This is a genomic window from Janthinobacterium salmonicoloratum, assembly GCF_051380845.1.
Lineage (GTDB): Bacteria > Pseudomonadota > Gammaproteobacteria > Burkholderiales > Burkholderiaceae_D > Janthinobacterium > Janthinobacterium lividum_F.
In genome coordinates this window covers 1947375-1966136 of record NZ_JBNYXV010000001.1, presented here as the reverse complement: position 1 = coordinate 1966136, position 18762 = coordinate 1947375, and the positions used below count along the sequence as shown (strand labels likewise).

Here is an 18762-nt window from a genome sequence, read left to right as displayed (position 1 = left end):
TCAGTTACGTGAGCGTGGCCGGCGGCGGTGTCGCCGCTGGCCCGTAGCGTTCCAGCAGAAAATCGATAAAAGTCGTCAGCTTCGGCGTGGGCTGGCGGTCGCGCGCATACACGAGGTGCATGGGGCGCGGCGGCGGCACGTAGTCGGCCAGCAGCGGCACCAGCCTGCCGGCGGCGATATCGCTGGCCATCAGGATCTCCGCCTGCATGACGATGCCGAAACCGTGCAGGGCCGCTACGCGCAATGCCTGCCCATTGTTCGAGCGGAAGCGGCTCTCGCGCACGGGGCTGCCATCGTCGTCGCCGCTCCTGGCCAGGCGCCACCGCACATGGCGCGTCCATTGCATGAAGTCCAGGCATTCGTGGCGCGCCAGGTCGGCCGGCGTGCGCGGTGTGCCGTGTTTGGCCAGGTAGGCGGGCGCGGCGCAGATCACCATCGCATACGGGCGCAGCGCGCGCGCCACCATGCCGGAATCTTCCAGCTTGCCGATGCGGATGGCCGCGTCGAACCCTTCTTCCACCAGGTCCACCGTCCTGTCGTTCAGGTTCAATTCCAGGCTCACTTCCGGATACGCATCAAGGTAGTCGGCCAGCAGCGGCGCAATGCACTCGCTGCCGAAAGATACGGGCGCCGTGATTTTCAGCTTGCCGCGCGGCGCCGTGCGCATGGCTTCCGCACCACGTTCTGCCGCATGGATGCTGGCCAGGATCTGGCGGCACTGTTCCACATACTGCTGGCCGATTTCCGTCAGGCTTTGCCGCCGCGTGGTGCGCGCCAGCAGCCGCGCACCCAGCCGCTCTTCCAGGTATTTGATGTGCTTGCCCACCATCACAGGCGAAATCTGGAACGCCTCGGCAGCGGCCGTGAAACTGCCCGCATCGACGACGGCGACAAAAATCTCCATGCTGCGCAATTTATCCATGGGCACCTTGATTGCAAATTGTGGGTTAGTAATCTTGTAAATTCTAGCGTATTTATTCCTTTTTGTAAGCGGCGCATACTGGCTCCATCGTTCAACCCACACAAGGAAGCAGCATGAAAATCGTCATCATCGGCGCCAGCGGCACCATCGGCACGGCCGTCGCCGCCCAACTGGCGCAACGCCATGAAATCATCGAAGTGGGCAGCCGCAGCGGCACGCACCAGGCCGACATGGGCGACATCGCGCAAGTGCGCGCCCTGTTCAAGCGCATCGGCAAGGTCGATGCCGTCGTCGTCACGGCCGGCAAACTGCATTTCGGCCCCCTGGCCGACTTCACTCCCGAGCAATTCCAGCTGGGCCTGGACAGCAAGTTGATGGGCCAGGTCAACGTGGCGCTGGTGGCGCAGGAATACCTGAACGACGGCGGTTCGATCACGCTCACGAGCGGCATCGTGGCCGAGCAGCCTATCCGTTTCGGCACGGCCGCCAGCATGACGAATGCGGCCGTGGAAGGCTTCGTGCGGGGCGCCGCCATCGAGTTGCAGCGCGGTGTGCGCATCAATGTCGTCAGCCCTACGGTCCTGGCCGAATCGCTGGAAGCGTATGGCCCCTTCTTCTACGGCTTCGAACCGGCCGCCGCCAGCCGCGTGGCGCTCGCTTACAGCCGCAGCGTGGAAGGGGCGCAGACGGGGCAGGTGTACAAGGTCTGGTAAGCCGCTTGCCATGCCATGGGGGCAGGTGGGACAATCGCAGGCTGAGCAAGAACGCGGTAGCGCGCGATCCGCGCTGGCCGCGCCTGAGAAAAATCCAACCGAGACCTCCATGAAAAAACTCCTGATTCCCCTGCTGATGGCTGCCGCCGTCGGCAGCGCCTGCGCCGCAACGCCGGCCACCCCGGCTACCGCGCAACAACTGACCAGCATGAGCGCCCGCTATGCGCCCGTCGCGCTGACCGCCGATGTCACGCACCTGTCCGCAGGCGACCGCCAGGCCATCGCCAAGCTGGTCGAGGCGGCCAAGCTGGTCGACGTACTGCAGCTGCGCCAGCGCTGGTCCGGCAACGAAGCGCTGTGGGCGGCCTTGAAGAAGGACAAGTCGGCCCTGGGCCAGGCCCGTCTGAATTATTTCTGGATCAACAAGGGACCCTGGTCGGTGCTCGACGCGCATGCTTCGTTCATGCCGGCCAGCTATGCCGGCATCGCCATTCCCGCGCACAAGCCGGAAGCGGGCAATTTCTATCCGCAAGGCGCCACCAAGACCGGCCTGGAAACGTGGATGAACGGCTTGCCGGCGGACGACAAGCAACAGGCGCAATGGTTCTTCACCACGATTCGCGCGGGCAAGGATGGTAAATACCAGACCGTCAAATACTCGGACGAGTACAAGGTGGAACTGAAACAACTGGCCAGGCTGCTCGACGAGGCGGCTGCCGCCACGGACAACGCATCGCTGAAGAAGTTCCTCACCCTGCGCGCCAAGGCTTTCCTCGACAACGATTACCTGCCGTCCGACTTTGCCTGGATGGACCTCGATTCGCCCGTCGACATCACCATCGGCCCGTACGAAACATATAACGACGAGCTGTTCGGCTACAAGGCTGCGTTCGAAGCCTACGTGAACATCCGCGACCAGGCGGAAACGCAAAAGCTGAATTTCTTTGCCAAGCACATGCAGGAGCTGGAAGACAACCTGCCGCTCGACGCCCAGTACCGCAACCCGAAAGTGGGCGCGCTGGCGCCGATGGTGGTGGTCAATCAGGTGTATGGCGCCGGCGACGGCAACATGGCCGTACAGACGGCCGCCTACAACCTGCCCAATGATGAGCGCATCATCAGCGCGCGCGGCTCGAAGCGCGTGATGCTGAAAAACGTGCAGGAAGCCAAGTTCAAGGCTACCCTGACGCCGATCTCGAAACTGGTGCTCACGCCCGAGGCGCAGCAGGACGTGGATTTCAATTCCTTCTTCACGCACATCCTCGCGCATGAAATCATGCACGGCCTGGGCCCGCACGCCACCGTCGTCGATGGCAAGCCATCGACGCCGCGCCAGGACTTGAAGGAAGCCTATTCGACCATCGAAGAAGCCAAGGCCGATATCACGGGCTTGTTTGCGCTGCGCTACATGATGGACAAGGGACAATTGAATGACACCCTGGGCCAGGGCGAGGCGGCCGAGCGCAAGCTGTACAACACTTTCCTTGCCTCCGGTTTCCGCACCCTGCATTTCGGCCTGACGGATTCGCATGCGCGCGGCATGGCCATCCAGATGAATTACATCCTCGACAAGGGCGGCTTTGTCTCGCTGGGCGACGGCAAGTTCGGCGTCGATTTTTCCAAGATCAAGCAAGCCGTGATCGACCTGGACCGTGAATTCTTGACCATCGAGGCGACGGGCGACTATGCGCGCGCGCAAGCACTGATGACCAAGTACGTGCTCATCCGCCCTGAAGTGCAGGTGGCGCTCGACAAGATGAAGGCCGTGCCCAACGATATCCGCCCGGAATTTGTCACGGCACGCGCGCTGGATAAAGCGGCGAAGAAATAAACCGACCTTGACTATTGTCAGTCTGAAAAGCCGGCGCCTCTGCGCCGGTTTTTTTTTCGTCTTTATTTACGAAAAGTTGCCAGTCTTTCCTTGTGGAAATATTTTTAACGCTTACTCTGCAGTGGTAAATCCTTTTTCCTCCCATCGATCCCATGCCAAATCCCCTCTTGCTGATGAGCTTGCTCATCGTTTTGTCTCCTGTGACTGCCGTGGCTGCCGCCAAGCTCACCGATCTGGAAACCCGTTGGCTGCAGGCGGCAAAACCTGTCATCGATTACGCACGCACGCAGGGCTTGCCCATCGATATCATCGTGCAGCCGCAGGATGCACCTGGCGCCGTGCCGCTGGCGCTGGGCTACGAAGCAGGGCGCTGCAAGCTGGTGTTGTCCTTGCGCGGCAATGCGCAGGTAGACAGTGTCTTGCAGGGCGTGCCACCCACGCGCCACGGCCTGATGATGGAAGCGATGATGGCGCATGAGATCGGCCACTGCCAGCGCTATGCACAGGGCGACTGGCATGCCTTGCCGCGCGGCTTAGGCGAGCCGCCCAGCATGCAGCGGGGCAAGTTGACACCGCTGGCGCAGGAGCTGCGCGAGACGCGCCGCGAAGAGGCCTATGCGGACCTGGTGGCCCTGGCGTGGGTGCATGGACGCCACCCCGCGCAGTACCAGGATGTGCTGGCCTGGATGCATGGTGTGCGCGCCGGCGGCGAAGTGGCAAGCGGGTCGCACGCCACGCAGGCATGGCTGGCGCTGGCCGCTGGCGCAGGCGTATTTGACGAGTCCGCTTCACCATTTGAACAGGCGCAAGTATTGTGGCGCAAGGGTTTGAGCGGCGACAAATAAACGGTGATTAGTACGCGGATGGCCTGTCAGCGTGTGCTGTCGCACGGAGCTTTGCGTGCTGCAGGGGTCTAATCTGGGCATCACTAACCAGAGAGGAACCATCATGAACAAAATCATCGCACTCATGCTGGCAGCCAGTGCCAGCGCCCTGCTTGCCGCCACACCCGCGTATGCGCAGGATGCCTCGTACAAAAGTTTGACGGACAAGGCAACGGCCGACTACAAACAGGCCAAGGCCGCCTGCGATGCCAAGAGCGGCAACGCGAAAAAAGTCTGCGTGGAAGAGTCCAAGGTGGCGCGCACCAAGGCCGAATCGGACGCCGTGGCGCAATACCGCAACACGCCGCGCGAACTGGGCAAGGCCCGCAAGGATGTTGCCAATGCCGAGTATGACCTGGCCAAGGTCAAATGCGGCGACCGCACGGGCGCCGACAAAACCACATGCATGAACGATGCCAAGGCCGCGAAAACGGCCGCGCTGGCTGACGCCAACTCGGGCGCCAGGGCTGGCACCAATGTCGCGCAAAATCCGCCTGCCATGACGAAAGAAAACTGCGACGACATGGACGCGACGGGCAAGGCCGCTTGCGTAACGCGCAATGCTGCCAGCAGCACCAAGGTGGCAGTGGAAGACTCCGTCATCACGACCAAGATCAAGGCCGACCTCGTCAAGGACAATGACTTGAAAGCACTCGATGTCCATGTGGAGACCGTGAATGGCGTCGTCATGCTCAGCGGTTTCGTGCCCTCCCAGGCGCAAGTGAAAAAAGCCGCCGACCTGGCCCGCGGCGTGGAAGGCGTGACGGATGTGAAGAATGGCTTGAAGGTGAAGTAAGCGGCATTTTTCACCAGTGTGGTAGCCAGGACTGGAGCGGCACGCAGCAGTGTCGCTCCAGTTTTTTTTGATTGTATAAATTACGATCATAATATAACATGAGAAAATCTGACCGTTTGGTGTTGGTCTGCCTTCACTTTTTCTCCTGAGGTCTGCATGCTTTCCCTATCTTTTTCGCAATGTCTGGAGCGGCGCGGCGTGCACTTTGCCTGGGTCATCGTCGCCATCACCTTCCTCACGGCCTTGACGTCGTCGGCCGCGCTGGGCTTGCCGGGCGCGCTGATGCAGCCCCTGAGCCGCGAGTTCGGCTGGGATGCCGAGCAGATTTCCTCGGCCCTGGCCGTGCGCTTCGTGCTGTTCGGTTTGATGGGGCCGTTTGCCGCCATCCTGATGGAGCGCTTCGGCTTGCGCAATGTCATCTGCGTGGCTCTGGGGCTGATCGCTGCCGGCATGCTGCTGGCCACGCGCATGACGCAGTTCTGGCACCTGGTGGCCCTGTGGGGCATCCTGCTGGGGCTGGGCTCGGGCATGACGGCGCTGGTCTTGAGCGCCGTGGTGGCCAACCGCTGGTTCGAGACGCACCGTGGCCTGGTGGTGGGCGTGCTGACGGCCAGCTCGGCCACGGGCCAGCTGCTGTTCCTGCCCGTGGGCGCCTGGCTGATCGAGCACTTCGGCTGGCGCACGGCCGTCATGCCCGTGTTTGCCGCCTGCGCCATCGTCGCCGTGCTGGCCTTCCTGTGCATGCGCAACCGTCCGCAGGACCTGGCCTTGCGTCCGTATGGCGCCGACCCGGCCACGCCCCTGGTGGCGGCGCCGGCGGCGACAATGACGTTTGCCACGCCTTTTTTGATATTGCGCAGCGTGGCGGCCAGCCGCACCTTCTGGATACTCTTTGGCACCTTCTTCATCTGCGGCCTCAGCACCAACGGCCTGATCCAGACGCACTTCATTTCCCTGTGCGGCGATTCGGGCCTGTCCGCCGTGCCGGCCGCCTCCGTGCTGGCCATGATGGGCGCCTTCGACCTGTTCGGCACGATCTTGTCCGGCTGGCTGTCGGACCGCTATGACAACCGCAAACTGCTGTTCTGGTACTACGGCTTGCGGGGCTTGTCCCTGTTCTGGCTGCCGTATTCGGAATTCACCTTGTACGGCCTGTCGCTATTTGCCATGTTCTATGGCCTGGACTGGATCGCCACCGTGCCGCCCACCGTGAAACTGGTGGGGACCACGTTTGGCCGGGAGCGGGCGGGCATGGTGTTTGGCTGGATCTTCGCCGGCCACCAGCTGGGCGCCGCCGTGGCCGCCTATGGCGCAGGCCGCATTCGTACCCTGATGCTGACCTACAACCCAGCCCTGTTCGCCGCCGGCGCCGCCTGCCTCGTAGCCGCGCTGATGGTGCTGGCGATCCAGCGCCAGAGGGCGGCCGTGGCCGCCGCCCAGGCTGCATGAAAAAAGCCAGGCCCGCATGAGCGGAGCCTGGCTTTTTTAGCAGAGCGCAGCGCGATTATTTTAAATACTTCGCCAGCCAGCCCTCAACTTCGCTATAGAAGAAGCGGCTGTTCTCGCCCTTCAAGATCCAGTGGTTTTCGTCCGGGAACACGAGCAATTTTGCCGGCACGTTCAGGCGCTGTTGCACGGCAAAGTTCATCAAGGCATTGTTGGCCGGCACGCGGTAGTCGAGCTCGCCCACGGTGATCAGGATCGGTGTCGTGAAGCCCGTGCCTTTTTCGTGATTACCCGCTTGCATGACCGGGCTTTGCTCGCGCCACACGGGCAGGTTGGACCAGACGGGGCCGCCCGCATTCGTTTCACGGCCGAAACCGCCATCGCTGGTGCCCCATTGCATGATCAAGTCCATTTCGCCCGCGTGCGAGACGATGGCCTTGTAGCGCGTGGTGGTCGCTTGCAGCCAGTTGGCCAGGTGGCCGCCATAGCTGGCGCCGCCGGCGGCCAGCTTCGTGCTGTCGATGAAGGCATATTTCTTGATGGCTTCATCGACACCCTGGTTGACTTCATCGCCAGGGCCCTTCAATGGGTCAAATTGAATCGAGCGCGAGAATTCCTCGCCGTAGCCGGTGGAACCCTTGTAGTCCGTCAGCAGCACGATATAACCTGGTTTGGCCAGCAAGTGATAGTTCCAGCGCAGCACGAACTGGTCGCGCCACATGCTGGCCGCGCCGCCATGGATGACGGTAAACAGCGGGTATTTCTTGTTCGGATCGAAATTGGCCGGCTTGATGAGCATGTTGTGGATCTGGCGGCCGTCGGCCGTCGTGAACCAGAAGTGCTCGGGCGCCTGCCAGTCGATTTTATTTGCCTTGTCCGTGTTGAAGGCCGTCAGCCGCTTTGGCTGCTTGCCGTTGAAGGCATAGATTTCCGGCGGGTTGATGGACGACTCCCACACGCCCACCAGGGCCTTGCCGCCGCTGCTCAGCGAGTTGATGGTGCCCGTCGGCAAGGATGGCTCCTCGCGCACGTCGCCGCCCCTGGCGTCGATCGAGTACAGCTTTTCCAGGCCCGCATGTTCATAGCTGAAGAGGACGCGTTGGCCGCCTTCGGGCAGCACGAAGCGGGAAATCGAACGGTCCAGCTTGGCCGTCAGGATGGTCGGCGCAGGGCTGCTCATCGGCCAGGCAAAGCAGGCCAGGCGTTTCACGTCATACACCTTGCCCGGCGTTTGCGCGTCGCTCAAGGCGAACAGGGTCTTGCCGTCGGCCGCAAATTTCAGGGAGCCGTAGCTATGTTTGTCCTGCGTCAAGCGCTGTGCTTCACCGCCCGCAACGGGCAGCAGATACAGTTGCGAGACCACGGCTTCGCGCTGCGCCGCGTCGCGGTTGGTGGCAGCGTTGAAGACGACGGCCTTGCCATCCGGCGTCCAGACGGCGTCCAGCGATTGTCCCTCGTCGCCCTGGCCGCCGCCGAAGCCCGGCAGGGTGACCAGTTGCGTGCCCGACAGGATGTCGCGCGCTGTGTTTTCACCTCGTGCAGCGGCGTCGGCGTCGACGATGAACAGGCGCACCTGCTTGTCGGTCAACCATTTGTCGAAATAGCGGGGCGCCGTCGTTTCATACGACCGGGCGCTGTATTTGCGCTCCTTGCGCTCTTTCGCACTTTGCTTGACGTCGGCTTCCGTCTTGTTGCCTGGATAGATGTCGCTGATGAACAGCAATTGCTTGCCGTCCGGGCTCCATTTCGGCATGCGCGCGCCCATGGTCAGGCTCGTCAGCCGTTGCGCTTCGCCGCCAGCGGCCACGTCGAGGCGGTAAATCTGTCCCGCTTCATCGCCGTCGCGCTTGGCGACAAACACCAGCTGGCGGCTGTCCGGCGACCAGGCCACGGCGCTTTCGCCGCTTTTGGAAGAGGTCAGGCGGCGCGCGGGGCTGTCGTCAAGCAGCGACTTGATCCACAGGTCCGACCATTGCTCCTTGCTGTCGTAGGCGCTGTCGACCACGGAAAACACGGCCCACTTGCCGTCCGGGCTGGCGACGGGCGCGCCCACCCGTTTCATCAGCCATACGTCTTCATGCGTGATGGCGTGCCTGGCGTTGGTTTGCGTGGCGGCAACTGGTGTGGTGGCCTTGGTATCGGCGGCGTGGACGGTCGTTGCCAGCGAGGCGCAGGCCGCTGCGATCAGCAGGGAGCCGAGGGAACGGCGAAGACGGGGTGAGGTCATGGGCGTGGTCCGGGAAGTGAAAAAAGTACAGCGGGCAACATTATTGCCCATCGTTTCCCCCGCTGCCAAGGCTGTGTACCGTTACTTACCAGGCGGGAAGGGCGTGTATCGGGCGGGCGCAGCTTGGCTGATCAGTTAAACTTGCCGCTTTACTCACGCTGGCGCTGATTGAACATGAAAATTAGTCTACCCTTATTGAAAACGCTATTGCTGGGGGCGGGCGCGCTGCTTGCCAACCCGGGTTTTGCCGCCGCCGCCGCACCGTACCCGAATACCAGCGCCATGGGCGTGGGTCACGCGGAAAGCACGGCCTGGTATGCGGGCTGCCTGAAGGTCAAGGATGCGGCGCCGCCGCCTGCCGACCTGCCGGCGCCATCTGCCGTGGCATCCTTGCAGCAATGCCAGGCGACGGACCTGTATTACGATACCAAGAGTATGTCCTCGCCCAAGCCCGCGGACTGGCGTCCCGCGCGCCATTGCGCGATGGCCACGCAGAATAGTGCCGTCTTGATGATGCTGTACCAGAATGGACAGGGTGTGCAGAAGGACCCCTTGCTGGCGCTCAAGTATGCGTGCAGCATCGATGCGGCGCCGGCCGAGATGCAGGGCCGCATCGAACATTTGCAGCAGATCAATGCCAGCGGGCGCGGCATGATCGATTTGTGCGACGACATCACCAGCGGCTACATGATGGGCGTGTGCAGCGCCATCGATGCGCGCCAGAAACAAAGAGTGCGTGCGCAGACGACAGGCAAAGTCAGTGCCACTATGCCGGCCGTGGCGCAAGCGTCGCTGCAAAAGCTGCAGGCGGCGGCAAGCAAGTTTGCCGATGCGCGCGCGGCCAACGAAACGGATTTGAGCGGCACGGCGCGCGCCGCCCTGAGCATCGCCGCCCGCACGGCCGAGCTTGATCTGCTGGCGCACGATTTGCGCGAGTACGAAGCGGGCAAGCTGCCGGCCAGCATGTCCAAAGAACAGGCGGCGGCGCTCGACAAGGAGCTCAACGCCATCTACGGCAAGCTGATGAAAAAGCCGGCGGAAACCTATGCGGGCGCCGTGGGCAAGGATGGCATCCGCGCCACCCAGCGCCTGTGGCTGGCGTACCGCGATGCCTGGATGAATTTCGGCGCCGTGCGCTATCCGTCCGTGAGCAGCGACACGTGGGCCGGCCGGCTGACGTCGCGGCGCAATGTGCAACTGCAGGATTTGCTGGGGAATTAAAACATGCGCGAAGCGTATTACCACGAAGATGATTTTTGCATGATCGAACTGTTGCCGCTGGATAATTTACAGCACTGTTTGACGCAGATGGGCGAGCAGCAGGCGTTCGCCGATGCGCACCGTAGCGGCGCCGGCTGGACGGAGATGTACGTGCCCGAGGCGCCGCCGTCGCAGATGCGCGCACTGGGCCTCACGGCCGATCAGCTGCGGCTGGCGCTGGCGGACACCTTGCCGCCGTATGACGCCGTCTACACGGGCTACAGCAGTTACCGGGTGGAATGCAAGAACGTGCTGGCCTTTGGCGGCGACCAGACGGAGACCGTGTTTGCCGGCCTGGATGACAAGGGCATCGTGTGCGACCTGTGGTGCAGCGATGGCATGCCCGAGCTGTTGCTGCTGCCCTTGAAAGAACAGTTGCTGCTGGCCGACTGGGGCGCGGGTTTTGTGTGTCCGCTGGCTGATGGCGACTTGTTCGCGCGCTATCTGCAGGAATACGAACTGGGCTGATTATTCGCAGGCGATGGCATTCGGTTGCGCCACCTTGATGACCGATGCCAGGCGCGCCATGTCGTTGCCGTCGCCCTGTTCCACATACGGTTGATAGGTGTCGATGACGATGCGCGCACGCGCTTGCCAGCCGCAATTGTCGGCCTGGCGCGCGGGCACGCGCAGCAGCCGGCGCGCTTCGCCATCGTTGGAAAAGCAGAACCACGCATCGTGCGACGCTGCCGGGCGGGGCAGGCGCCCCCATTGCGCCTTGTCGGGCGCGAAGCAGACGCGGTTGCCGATGATCTGCAAGCTCATCTCGTCCGTGCGCGCACTGTACTGGCCGTCGAGCACGATGGGCGTTTGCGCCTGGGCGGACAGGCAAGCGATGGCCAGGATGAGGGTGGCGGCAAGTTTCATGCGTTTCTTTCAGGGCTGGCAAGACGAAGAGGCAGTATAACCGCGAAGGCCGTAAACGAAAAAAGCCCATCCGTGAGGATAGGCTTTTTAGTACTGCGCATTCGTGGTAGGCCGTGCGGGATTCGAACCTGCGACCAACGGATTAAAAGTCCGCTGCTCTACCAGCTGAGCTAACGACCCGAAAGAGGCCGCATTATATATCAGTTGAAAAAGAATGCAAAGCATTCCTGCGAGAAAGTGCAGGCCTGCTAAGGCAGGGCTGCCGTGAGCTTCAGCACTTCATCGATGCTGGTCGTGCCATCGATGATCTTGCGCGCGCCGGCGATGCGCAGCGGCGTCATGCCGTCCAGCAGGCTCTGGCGGCGCAGGGCGTGCAGATCGGCGCCCGCCTTGACCAGCTGGCCGAACGTTTCCGTCATGCTCATCAGTTCATAAATGCCGGCCCGCCCCAGGTAGCCGCTGTACCGGCATAGGGCGCAACCGACAGGGCGGTACGCGGCGTGGGGCCGTTCCAGCTGGCCGCCCGTCAAGCGCTGCCAGGCAGCGGCGCCGGGGGCGGCGTCCAGCTGTTTGCAGTCCGCGCACAGGCAGCGCAGCAAGCGCTGCGCCAGCACGCCGGACAGACACGCTTCCAGCAGATAGGCGGGCAGGCCCAGTTCCAGCAGGCGCATGACGGCCGAGGGCGCATCATTGGTGTGCAGGGTCGACAGCACCAGGTGCCCCGTCAGCGCCGCCTGGATGGCCATCTCGGCCGTGGCCAGGTCGCGGATCTCTCCGACCATGATGATGTCGGGGTCTTGCCGCATAAGCGCCCGCACGCCATCGGCAAACGACAGTTCGATGCCAGCCTGGATTTGCACCTGCATCTGGTTGAAGGCCGGCTCGACCATCTCGATGGGGTCTTCCACCGTGCATACATTGACTTCGCTGCCGGCCAGCGCCTTCAAGGTGCTGTACAGGGTGCTGGTCTTGCCCGAGCCGGTCGGGCCCGTCACCAGCACGATGCCGTGGGTGCGCGCCGTGAGCTGGCGCCAGCGTTCGGCGTCCGCAGGCGGAAAGCCCAGTTCGGCGAGGCTCTTGACGGCCACTTCCGGGTCGAAGATGCGCATGACGAGCTTTTCGCCGAAGGCCGTGGGCAAGGTCGACAGGCGCAGCTCGATTTCCTGGCCCTGTGCATTGCGCGTCTTGATGCGGCCATCCTGCGGGCGGCGTTTCTCCACCACGTCCATGCGCCCGAGCAACTTGATGCGCGCCGTCATGGCAAGCAATACCACGGGTGGCAGCTGGTAGGCCTGGTGCAGGCGGCCGTCGATGCGCAGGCGCACGAGGCCCGCGTCGCGCTTCGGTTCCAAATGAATGTCGGAGGCGCGCTGGGCAAACGCGTATTGCCACAGCCAGTCGACGATGCGCACGACGTGCTGGTCGTTGGCGTCCAGGTTACCCTTGTTGCGCCCCAGTTCCACCAGTTGCTCGAAATTGTTGCGCAGCGCCAGGTCTTGCGTGGACGCCTGCCGGGCCACCTTGACGGAACTGGCCAGGCTGAAAAATTGCGCGATGGCGTCGGCGATGTGCAGCGGATTGGCGATGACAAGGCTCAGCTTGCGCGGCGCCAGCTTGCCCAGTTGCGCCTGCCAAGCGAGCGCGTAGGGCTGGGCCGTGGCGATGACGATACGTTCTGGCGTGCTTTCCACGGGCAGGATGTTGAAGCGGGCCGCATAGCCGGCCGTCATGACGTCGGCCACCTGGCTGAAATCGATGTGCAAGGGATCGATGCGCAGATACGGCAGGCTGGCCCGCCGCGCCAGCCAGGCGCACAGGGTGTCGAGCGTCAACGCGTCGTGGGCGATGCTGCACAGCGGATGCAAGGCCGGCGCCGGCAGCAGGGCAGCCTGGGCCTGCACGGCGGCCGCTTGCGCAGCGTCGAGCAAGCCGTCTTCCTGCAGCCAGGTCAGCAGTTGCGGCAGCTCCAGCGGGGTGTTGGGCGAAGGAGGAGGGGAAGCGGACATGGCCGGCGCCTTTCAGGCTGCCGGCCTTGCCTGGGTGGCCGGCGCTTACAGGGTGCTGACGATGCCCTTGACCCAGGATTTGGCGGGCAGCTTGGTCTCGGCGACGATCTGCTTGGCGCGCTCGAGCAGGGCCGCTTGCGCTTCCGTATCGAGTGCCACTTTCGTCTTGAAAGCGATCGCCACCACGTTCCCATCATGGACTTCCGGCAGGCAGATCACCTGTGCAAACGCAAACTTCATCGCCTTGATGTTCTTCGCGTAGCTGGGGTGGTCGCCAAACAGGTTCACCGTCATGATGCCATGCGGCGCCAGGCAGGCGCAGCAGGCGGCATAGAAATCGGCGCTGTCGAGCACGGGGCCGCGCGCCGTGGCGTCATACAGGTCCACTTGCAGGGCATCCAGGGTACCGTGGTTGGCGTCGTCGTTGACGTAGTCGAGTGCATCCATCTCGCGCACGTGCAGGCGCTCGTCGTTGGGCGGCAGCTTGAACATCGAGGCGCAGATGGTGATGACGGACGGATTCAGTTCGATGGCCTCGACCTGTGCCTGCGGGAACTGGCGGTAGCAGAACTTGGTCAGCGCGGCCGTGCCCAGGCCCAACTGGGCGAGGCGCTGCGGTTGCTCGATCCACAGCATCCACGCCATCATCTGCTGCGCGTATTCGAGCTCCGGCCAGTCCGGCTTGCGGATGCGCATGGCGCCCTGCACCCATTCCGTGCCGAAATGCAGATAGCGCACGCCATCCATTTCGGACAGGGTGACAGGGGCATAGCGGGGCTTGCGCGCTGGGCGCGAGGATTCGACTTGTTCGATGGATTTTCGTTTGATAAGCATAAGGCGGCCTGAAAGTGTGCCGCATTATAGCGTGCCATAAAAAATGCCAGCCGCTGGGGCTGGCATGCTACGGACCGGTTGTCGCGCTTACTGTTGCGCTGGCTCGATCGATACACGCAGACGGATGCGTTCGCCCGGATCATAGGACATGATGCTCGTATAGTTGCGGCCGCGGTAGTCGTAGGTGACCTGGTAGCCATTGTTGCGCGATTCCCAGTGGTCGACCTGGCGGCATTGTTTGACGGCTTGTTCCTGCATGCCGCCCTGGTAATTGTTCTGGTTGTCGACTCTGTCACCGACGACGGCGCCGGCAATCGCGCCAGCGGCTGCAGCGGCCGTGCGGCCATTGCCGCCACCGACCTGGCTACCGAGCAGGGCACCAGCAATACCGCCGACGATGGAGCCGCCAGCGCTGCGTTGTTGCGGCGGCGCCTGCACTTGCACGTATTCCGTACGGCATTCCTGGCGTGGACGATTGATCTGTTCCACTTGCGGCACGACGCGCACGACCTTGCCGAAATCTTCAAAGTCGGCGGCCTGGGCGAGTGGCAATGCGCCGATACAAAGGGCTGACATCATCAATTTGGCTTGCAAGTTCATTTGTAACCTCGTTATCTAGAGAATCTTTCAGGGTATTTTTTACAACTTGGGACTATAGTAATCCCGCCAGGCCGCAGCAAGTGTTTCGCATGGCAACAAAATGTAACAGCCCAAGCCCCTTGCCCCACAGTCTGTAACATGCACTTTCAATCGATACATGATGTTGGCTGACTTGAAACTGGCGGTTTGTAACAAATCTTGCGTTTGACATCATATTCGGGTTGATTCATGCAGGACAACACGTTACCCTAATACGCGTATGGCTTATATAAAATCGCACTGAATCGCATAAAAGTTGATACAGATCGAATCACCGCGTGCGCATTGACCCGCGTGCGGGGATGCAATAAGAAGAGCAGCTAGAAGAGATCCATACATAACAGGTCGATTTGAGGGAAAAATGAGTTTGTTACTAACCGTGCCGCCCAACCTTGTCCAGTCCATCCGTGCCTTTCGCGTGACCGAATTACAAGACGAGGCCATCCGTCTCGGGCAGCACTTTTTATATGCGCATTGCAACGCTGGACAGACCAAACAACAAGTCATCGGCATTATTGCAGAAGCATTCCTGTTTCCGAAAAATTTGGCGAAGAATTTCGATGCCCTGCGCCTGTGCCTGACGGACACCATGTTCAAGGCGGGCACGCAGACAGGTTTCCTGGTGGTGCTCGAGCAATTGCCAAATACGCAAAAATTTGACAAGGAAGCACGCGAGATCCTGCTCGACGTGTTCCGCGACGCGGCCGACTACTGGGCCGAGAAGAAAGTCCCGTTCCGCGTCTTCTATTCGTTCGAGTAAATACTTACTCTTGCCGCGACGCCGTCAAACCGGCCTCCCGCGCAGCTGAGAATCGGCCTCGCCGGGCGCCGGCGGCGCGCCGGCGCTCATGTTGCGCCGCAACAATAATACCGGCCTTTCTAGATTCGCATCGCCATAGCGGGTACAATGCGCGCTATGAAAAATATCGTTATCCTCATTTCCGGACGCGGCAGCAACATGGAAGCGGTCGTTCGCGCGGCGCAAGCCGAGCAATGGCCAGCCCGGATTGCCGCCGTCATCAGTAACCGGGCCGATGCCCAGGGATTGGTTTTTGCCGCGGAACATGGGATAGCGACGGCAGTCGTTGCCAACAAGGATTATGCCAGCCGCGAACAGTTTGATGCGGCGCTGCAAGCCGTGATCGACGGCTTTGCCCCCGACCTGGTCGTGCTGGCCGGTTTCATGCGTATCCTGACGCCGCCCTTTGTCGAGCATTATGCGGGGCGCATGCTCAATATCCACCCGTCGCTGCTGCCGCTGTTCCCGGGCATGGCGACGCACCGCCAGGCGCTCGAGGCTTGTGTGACGGAACACGGCGCGACCGTGCATTTCGTGACTGCTGAGCTCGATCATGGCCCGGCCGTGGCGAGCGCGAAAGTCCCCGTCTTGCCAGGCGACACAGAAGAGAGCTTATCGGCGCGCGTGCTGGTACAGGAACATCTGCTTTACCCGCGCGCCATCCGCCTGTTCATTGACGATAAACTGTCAATCGAGCATGGCCAGGTCCGCGTGGACCCTCAATAAAATATTACAGGAAGAATAACAATGAGATTGCCACCAGCGATACTTGCCAATGCTGAAGAAGTATTGCGCGAAATTTTACGTTTCACGGCCCCGGCCGACACCACCCTGTCGCGCTATTTCCGCGACCATCCGCGCCTCGGTTCGCGCGAACGCGGCGCCATCGCCGAAGGCATTTATGCCGTGCTGCGCAACAAATCGTTCTTCACGGACTTCGCCGAAGCGGGCAGTGGCCCGACCATGCGCCGTTTGACCATCCTCGGCCTGGCCGAAGCGGTCGGCGCCGATTCGTTGGGCGGCCTGACGGAAGAAGAAGTGGAATGGCTGGAACGCATCACGCAGATCGACCGCAGCCTGATGCCGTCGAATATGCGCGCCAACATGCCGACCTGGCTGTTCGACAAGTTGATCGCCCAGTTCGGCGAAGCGGAAACCATGAAGCTGGCCGATGCGCTGAACGCGCCGGCGCCGCTGGACTTGCGCGTCAACTCGCTCAAGGCCACGCGTGAGGACGTGATGCTGGCCCTGGCCGAAGCACCGATCCTCAGCACGCCGACGCCGTTTGCCCCGTTGGGCTTGCGCGTGATCAAGAAGCCATCGTTGCAAAACCTGCCATTGTTCCAGAGCGGCGCCATCGAAGTGCAAGATGAAGGCAGCCAGATCCTGTCGCAAATCGTCGGCGCCAAGCGCGGCGAGATGGTGGTCGATTTCTGTGCCGGCGCGGGCGGCAAGACCCTCGCATTGGGCGCGCTGATGCGCAACACGGGCCGTTTGTACGCGTTCGACGTGTCGGAAAAGCGTTTGGCCAAGCTGAAACCACGCATGGCCCGCAGCGGCCTGTCGAATGTGCATCCGGTGCAGATCGCGCATGAGCGCGATGCCAAGATCAAGCGCCTGGCCGGCAAGATCGACCGCGTGCTGGTCGATGCCCCGTGCAGCGGCCTGGGCACCCTGCGTCGCAATCCGGACGTGAAATGGCGCCAGCAGCCGAACTCCATCGTCGAGCTGCAAGCCAAGCAGGCAGCCATCCTGGCCGGCGCGGCGCGCCTGGTCAAGGGCGGCGGCCGCCTGGTGTACGCCACCTGCAGCTTCCTGAATGAAGAAAACGATTTTATCGCCGAGCAATTCCTGGCAGCCCATCCGGACTTCACCCTGGTGCCGATGAACAAGGTGCTGGCCGAACAGAAGATCGAACTGGAAATGGGCGACTACCTGAAATTGTTGCCGCACCTGCACCAGACCGACGGCTTCTTCGCCGCCGTGTTCGAGCGCAAGGTCATGCCGAAAAAAGTCTACGCCGATGAAAAACCGGCCGACGACGTTGACGCTGAACAAGCCGAGTAAGCCTGTCACGGGCCGCCGCTGCACCCTGCAGTGGCGGCTTCAATGCCGCCAGCCCGCCTGGAGGCATGGGCACACCGCCCATCCGTCCCACCTTCCAGCCCCCATGTGCCATGAACGAAACCCCGCTGCTCAACCTGATCACTGATTTTGTCAACGATTTCCGCCAACCGGCCATCCTGTGGCAGGCGCTGGTCATTGTCGGCTGCCTGGCGCTGAGCTGGCTGCTGGTGCGGCAGTTGCGCGTGTTCCTGCACCAGCGGGCAGAGGCGGCCGCGGTCCCGGCCACGCCGGAAACCTTGCAGCGCACCGATAGCTTTATTCGCATCCTGACGCCCGTTCTGGCGGCCATGCTGCTGGGCATTGCGCAACACTTCCTGGCCAAGTTCCAGTCGGTCAACCTGCTCAGTATTGCCATCCCCCTGTGCACGTCGATGGCACTGGTGCGCTTTGGTTTCTACGTGCTGCGCCGCATTTTTTCCCGCCACGGCGACATCAGTCCCACCATGTTGTTGCTGGAAAAGATATTTACGGTGGTAGTGTGGGCCGGCATGGCCCTGTATATCACGGGCCTGTGGCCGGAACTGCATAGCTTCCTGGAAGGCATCGTCGTGCCGCTGGGACGCAACAAGGTCTCCGTGGCTGCCATCTTGCAAGCCGCTATTTCGGTGGTCGTGTTGCTGCTGCTGGCCATGTGGGCCGGCACTTCGCTCGACGAACGCCTGATGAAAATGCAGGGCCTGCACACTTCCTTGCGCGTGGTCATGTCGCGCATGGGACGCGCCGTGCTGATCCTTGTCTCGGTGCTGGTCAGCCTGTCGCTGGTGGGTATTGACCTGACGGTGCTGTCCGTGTTTGGCGGCGCCTTCGGCGTGGCGCTGGCCTTTGGCTTGCAGAAGATCGCCGCGAACTTTGTCTCCGGCTTCATCATCCTGCTCGACCGCAGCCTCACCATCGGTGACATGATCACTGTCGGTCAATTTACGGGAAAAGTGACGCAGATCAATACGCGCTATACTGTGTTATTGGGTGGCGATGGTGTTGAATCCATCGTGCCGAATGAAATGCTGATTTCCGGCGGTGTGCAGAACATGTCGCTGAGCAACCGCATGGTCTGGCTGTCGACGGCCGTGTCGGTGGGCTATGAAACGGATATCGATGTGATCTTCCCCTTGCTGGAAGCGGCGACGGCCAAGGTGCCGCGTGTGTCGCAAAGCAATCCGCCATCGGCCACCCTCGTGCGTTTCGGCGCCGACGGTCTCGATGTGCAGATCGGCTTCTGGATCGCGGACCCGGAAAACGGCACCGGCGGCGTGAAGTCGAATGTGAACCGCGCCATCTGGCGCACCTTGCAGGAGCATAAGGTCACTGTACCGTTTCCGCAACGCGAATTGCGTATTGTTGGTACGCCTCCTGCCCCGCTCGCGGGCGCGGCAGAGGGTGAGTCCACGCCATCCGGCACCCAGCCTTAACC

Annotated in this window: 17 protein-coding genes and 1 tRNA gene; 11 read left to right on the top strand and 7 right to left on the bottom strand. The window is 62.1% G+C overall.

Annotation, left to right across the window (positions count from 1 at the left end; all coding sequences use genetic code 11):
• Positions 1 to 4 precede the first annotated feature (4 nt).
• Positions 5 to 922 (bottom strand): LysR family transcriptional regulator, encoded by a 918-nt coding sequence (locus tag ACQ4WY_RS09135; RefSeq protein ID WP_436503702.1) that lies wholly within the window; start codon positions 920 to 922, stop codon positions 5 to 7.
• Positions 923 to 1035: 113 nt separating this feature from the next.
• On the opposite strand from ACQ4WY_RS09135, the gene ACQ4WY_RS09130 reads away from it, so the two are divergent.
• The 5 genes from ACQ4WY_RS09130 (at position 1036) to ACQ4WY_RS09110 (ending at position 6595) form a co-directional block, all read left to right on the top strand.
• Positions 1036 to 1635: a short chain dehydrogenase gene (locus ACQ4WY_RS09130; RefSeq protein ID WP_436503701.1), complete on the top strand. Its 600-nt coding sequence runs from the start codon at positions 1036 to 1038 to the stop codon at positions 1633 to 1635.
• Between the two features lie 109 nt (positions 1636 to 1744).
• A complete protein-coding gene (locus ACQ4WY_RS09125; protein WP_436503700.1) occupies positions 1745 to 3466 on the top strand; it encodes a dipeptidyl-peptidase 3 family protein in 1722 nt (573 codons plus the stop codon).
• Positions 3467 to 3618: 152 nt separating this feature from the next.
• Positions 3619 to 4311, top strand: a complete 693-nt coding sequence (locus ACQ4WY_RS09120; RefSeq protein WP_436503699.1) for a hypothetical protein — start codon at positions 3619 to 3621, stop codon at positions 4309 to 4311.
• A 103-nt stretch (positions 4312 to 4414) separates the two neighbouring features.
• Positions 4415 to 5146, top strand: a complete 732-nt coding sequence (locus ACQ4WY_RS09115; RefSeq protein WP_436503698.1) for a BON domain-containing protein — start codon at positions 4415 to 4417, stop codon at positions 5144 to 5146.
• Between the two features lie 156 nt (positions 5147 to 5302).
• Positions 5303 to 6595, top strand: a complete 1293-nt coding sequence (locus ACQ4WY_RS09110; RefSeq protein ID WP_436503697.1) for an MFS transporter — start codon at positions 5303 to 5305, stop codon at positions 6593 to 6595.
• A gap of 55 nt (positions 6596 to 6650) precedes the next feature.
• On the opposite strand, the gene ACQ4WY_RS09105 is transcribed toward ACQ4WY_RS09110, so the two are convergent.
• Positions 6651 to 8819 (bottom strand): dipeptidyl-peptidase 5, encoded by a 2169-nt coding sequence (locus ACQ4WY_RS09105; RefSeq protein ID WP_436503696.1) that lies wholly within the window; start codon positions 8817 to 8819, stop codon positions 6651 to 6653.
• A 174-nt stretch (positions 8820 to 8993) separates the two neighbouring features.
• Between ACQ4WY_RS09105 and ACQ4WY_RS09100 the strand changes: the two genes are divergently transcribed.
• The gene (locus ACQ4WY_RS09100) at positions 8994 to 10040 is read left to right on the top strand and encodes a lysozyme inhibitor LprI family protein (protein ID WP_436503695.1); all 1047 of its coding nucleotides are present in this window, start codon (positions 8994 to 8996) and stop codon (positions 10038 to 10040) included.
• A 3-nt stretch (positions 10041 to 10043) separates the two neighbouring features.
• Positions 10044 to 10547: a hypothetical protein gene (locus ACQ4WY_RS09095; RefSeq protein ID WP_436503694.1), complete on the top strand. Its 504-nt coding sequence runs from the start codon at positions 10044 to 10046 to the stop codon at positions 10545 to 10547.
• Here ACQ4WY_RS09095 and ACQ4WY_RS09090 read toward each other — a convergent pair whose 3' ends face one another.
• The 5 genes from ACQ4WY_RS09090 to ACQ4WY_RS09070 form a co-directional block, all read right to left on the bottom strand.
• Positions 10548 to 10946, bottom strand: a complete 399-nt coding sequence (locus ACQ4WY_RS09090) for a hypothetical protein (protein WP_436503693.1) — start codon at positions 10944 to 10946, stop codon at positions 10548 to 10550. It lies immediately after the preceding gene.
• Between the two features lie 104 nt (positions 10947 to 11050).
• Positions 11051 to 11126, bottom strand: a tRNA-Lys gene (locus ACQ4WY_RS09085).
• A gap of 68 nt (positions 11127 to 11194) precedes the next feature.
• Positions 11195 to 12952, bottom strand: coding sequence for a GspE/PulE family protein (locus tag ACQ4WY_RS09080; protein WP_436503692.1), 1758 nt, complete (start codon positions 12950 to 12952; stop codon positions 11195 to 11197).
• Between the two features lie 45 nt (positions 12953 to 12997).
• Positions 12998 to 13786 carry a class I SAM-dependent methyltransferase gene (locus ACQ4WY_RS09075; RefSeq protein ID WP_436503691.1) on the bottom strand — a complete coding sequence of 263 codons (789 nt, stop codon included), beginning with the start codon at positions 13784 to 13786 and terminating at the stop codon, positions 12998 to 13000.
• Between the two features lie 87 nt (positions 13787 to 13873).
• Complete coding sequence (locus tag ACQ4WY_RS09070) at positions 13874 to 14386, bottom strand: glycine zipper 2TM domain-containing protein (RefSeq protein WP_034785134.1); 513 nt, start codon at positions 14384 to 14386, stop codon at positions 13874 to 13876.
• 400 nt (positions 14387 to 14786) lie between these two features.
• Between ACQ4WY_RS09070 and ACQ4WY_RS09065 the strand changes: the two genes are divergently transcribed.
• The 4 genes from ACQ4WY_RS09065 to ACQ4WY_RS09050 all read left to right on the top strand — a co-directional run bounded on the left by ACQ4WY_RS09065 (position 14787) and on the right by ACQ4WY_RS09050 (position 18760).
• Entirely contained in the window at positions 14787 to 15185 is a 399-nt protein-coding gene (locus ACQ4WY_RS09065; protein WP_034747450.1) for a barstar family protein, read from the top strand.
• Positions 15186 to 15341: 156 nt separating this feature from the next.
• A complete protein-coding gene (purN, locus tag ACQ4WY_RS09060) occupies positions 15342 to 15950 on the top strand; it encodes a phosphoribosylglycinamide formyltransferase (protein ID WP_436503690.1) in 609 nt (202 codons plus the stop codon).
• Positions 15951 to 15971: 21 nt separating this feature from the next.
• The gene (locus ACQ4WY_RS09055; protein ID WP_353660293.1) at positions 15972 to 17291 is read left to right on the top strand and encodes an RsmB/NOP family class I SAM-dependent RNA methyltransferase; all 1320 of its coding nucleotides are present in this window, start codon (positions 15972 to 15974) and stop codon (positions 17289 to 17291) included.
• A 110-nt stretch (positions 17292 to 17401) separates the two neighbouring features.
• A complete protein-coding gene (locus ACQ4WY_RS09050; RefSeq protein ID WP_436503688.1) occupies positions 17402 to 18760 on the top strand; it encodes a mechanosensitive ion channel family protein in 1359 nt (452 codons plus the stop codon).
• Positions 18761 to 18762: the final 2 nt, after the last annotated feature.

Coding starts and splice junctions, on each gene's coding strand:
- ACQ4WY_RS09135 (WP_436503702.1), bottom strand. CDS start 922: ATGGATAAATTGCGCAGCATGGAGATTTTTGTCGCCGTCGTCGATGCG.
- ACQ4WY_RS09130 (WP_436503701.1), top strand. CDS start 1,036: ATGAAAATCGTCATCATCGGCGCCAGCGGCACCATCGGCACGGCCGTC.
- ACQ4WY_RS09125 (WP_436503700.1), top strand. CDS start 1,745: ATGAAAAAACTCCTGATTCCCCTGCTGATGGCTGCCGCCGTCGGCAGC.
- ACQ4WY_RS09120 (WP_436503699.1), top strand. CDS start 3,619: ATGCCAAATCCCCTCTTGCTGATGAGCTTGCTCATCGTTTTGTCTCCT.
- ACQ4WY_RS09115 (WP_436503698.1), top strand. CDS start 4,415: ATGAACAAAATCATCGCACTCATGCTGGCAGCCAGTGCCAGCGCCCTG.
- ACQ4WY_RS09110 (WP_436503697.1), top strand. CDS start 5,303: ATGCTTTCCCTATCTTTTTCGCAATGTCTGGAGCGGCGCGGCGTGCAC.
- ACQ4WY_RS09105 (WP_436503696.1), bottom strand. CDS start 8,819: ATGACCTCACCCCGTCTTCGCCGTTCCCTCGGCTCCCTGCTGATCGCA.
- ACQ4WY_RS09100 (WP_436503695.1), top strand. CDS start 8,994: ATGAAAATTAGTCTACCCTTATTGAAAACGCTATTGCTGGGGGCGGGC.
- ACQ4WY_RS09095 (WP_436503694.1), top strand. CDS start 10,044: ATGCGCGAAGCGTATTACCACGAAGATGATTTTTGCATGATCGAACTG.
- ACQ4WY_RS09090 (WP_436503693.1), bottom strand. CDS start 10,946: ATGAAACTTGCCGCCACCCTCATCCTGGCCATCGCTTGCCTGTCCGCC.
- ACQ4WY_RS09080 (WP_436503692.1), bottom strand. CDS start 12,952: ATGTCCGCTTCCCCTCCTCCTTCGCCCAACACCCCGCTGGAGCTGCCG.
- ACQ4WY_RS09075 (WP_436503691.1), bottom strand. CDS start 13,786: ATGCTTATCAAACGAAAATCCATCGAACAAGTCGAATCCTCGCGCCCA.
- ACQ4WY_RS09070 (WP_034785134.1), bottom strand. CDS start 14,386: ATGAACTTGCAAGCCAAATTGATGATGTCAGCCCTTTGTATCGGCGCA.
- ACQ4WY_RS09065 (WP_034747450.1), top strand. CDS start 14,787: ATGAGTTTGTTACTAACCGTGCCGCCCAACCTTGTCCAGTCCATCCGT.
- purN (WP_436503690.1), top strand. CDS start 15,342: ATGAAAAATATCGTTATCCTCATTTCCGGACGCGGCAGCAACATGGAA.
- ACQ4WY_RS09055 (WP_353660293.1), top strand. CDS start 15,972: ATGAGATTGCCACCAGCGATACTTGCCAATGCTGAAGAAGTATTGCGC.
- ACQ4WY_RS09050 (WP_436503688.1), top strand. CDS start 17,402: ATGAACGAAACCCCGCTGCTCAACCTGATCACTGATTTTGTCAACGAT.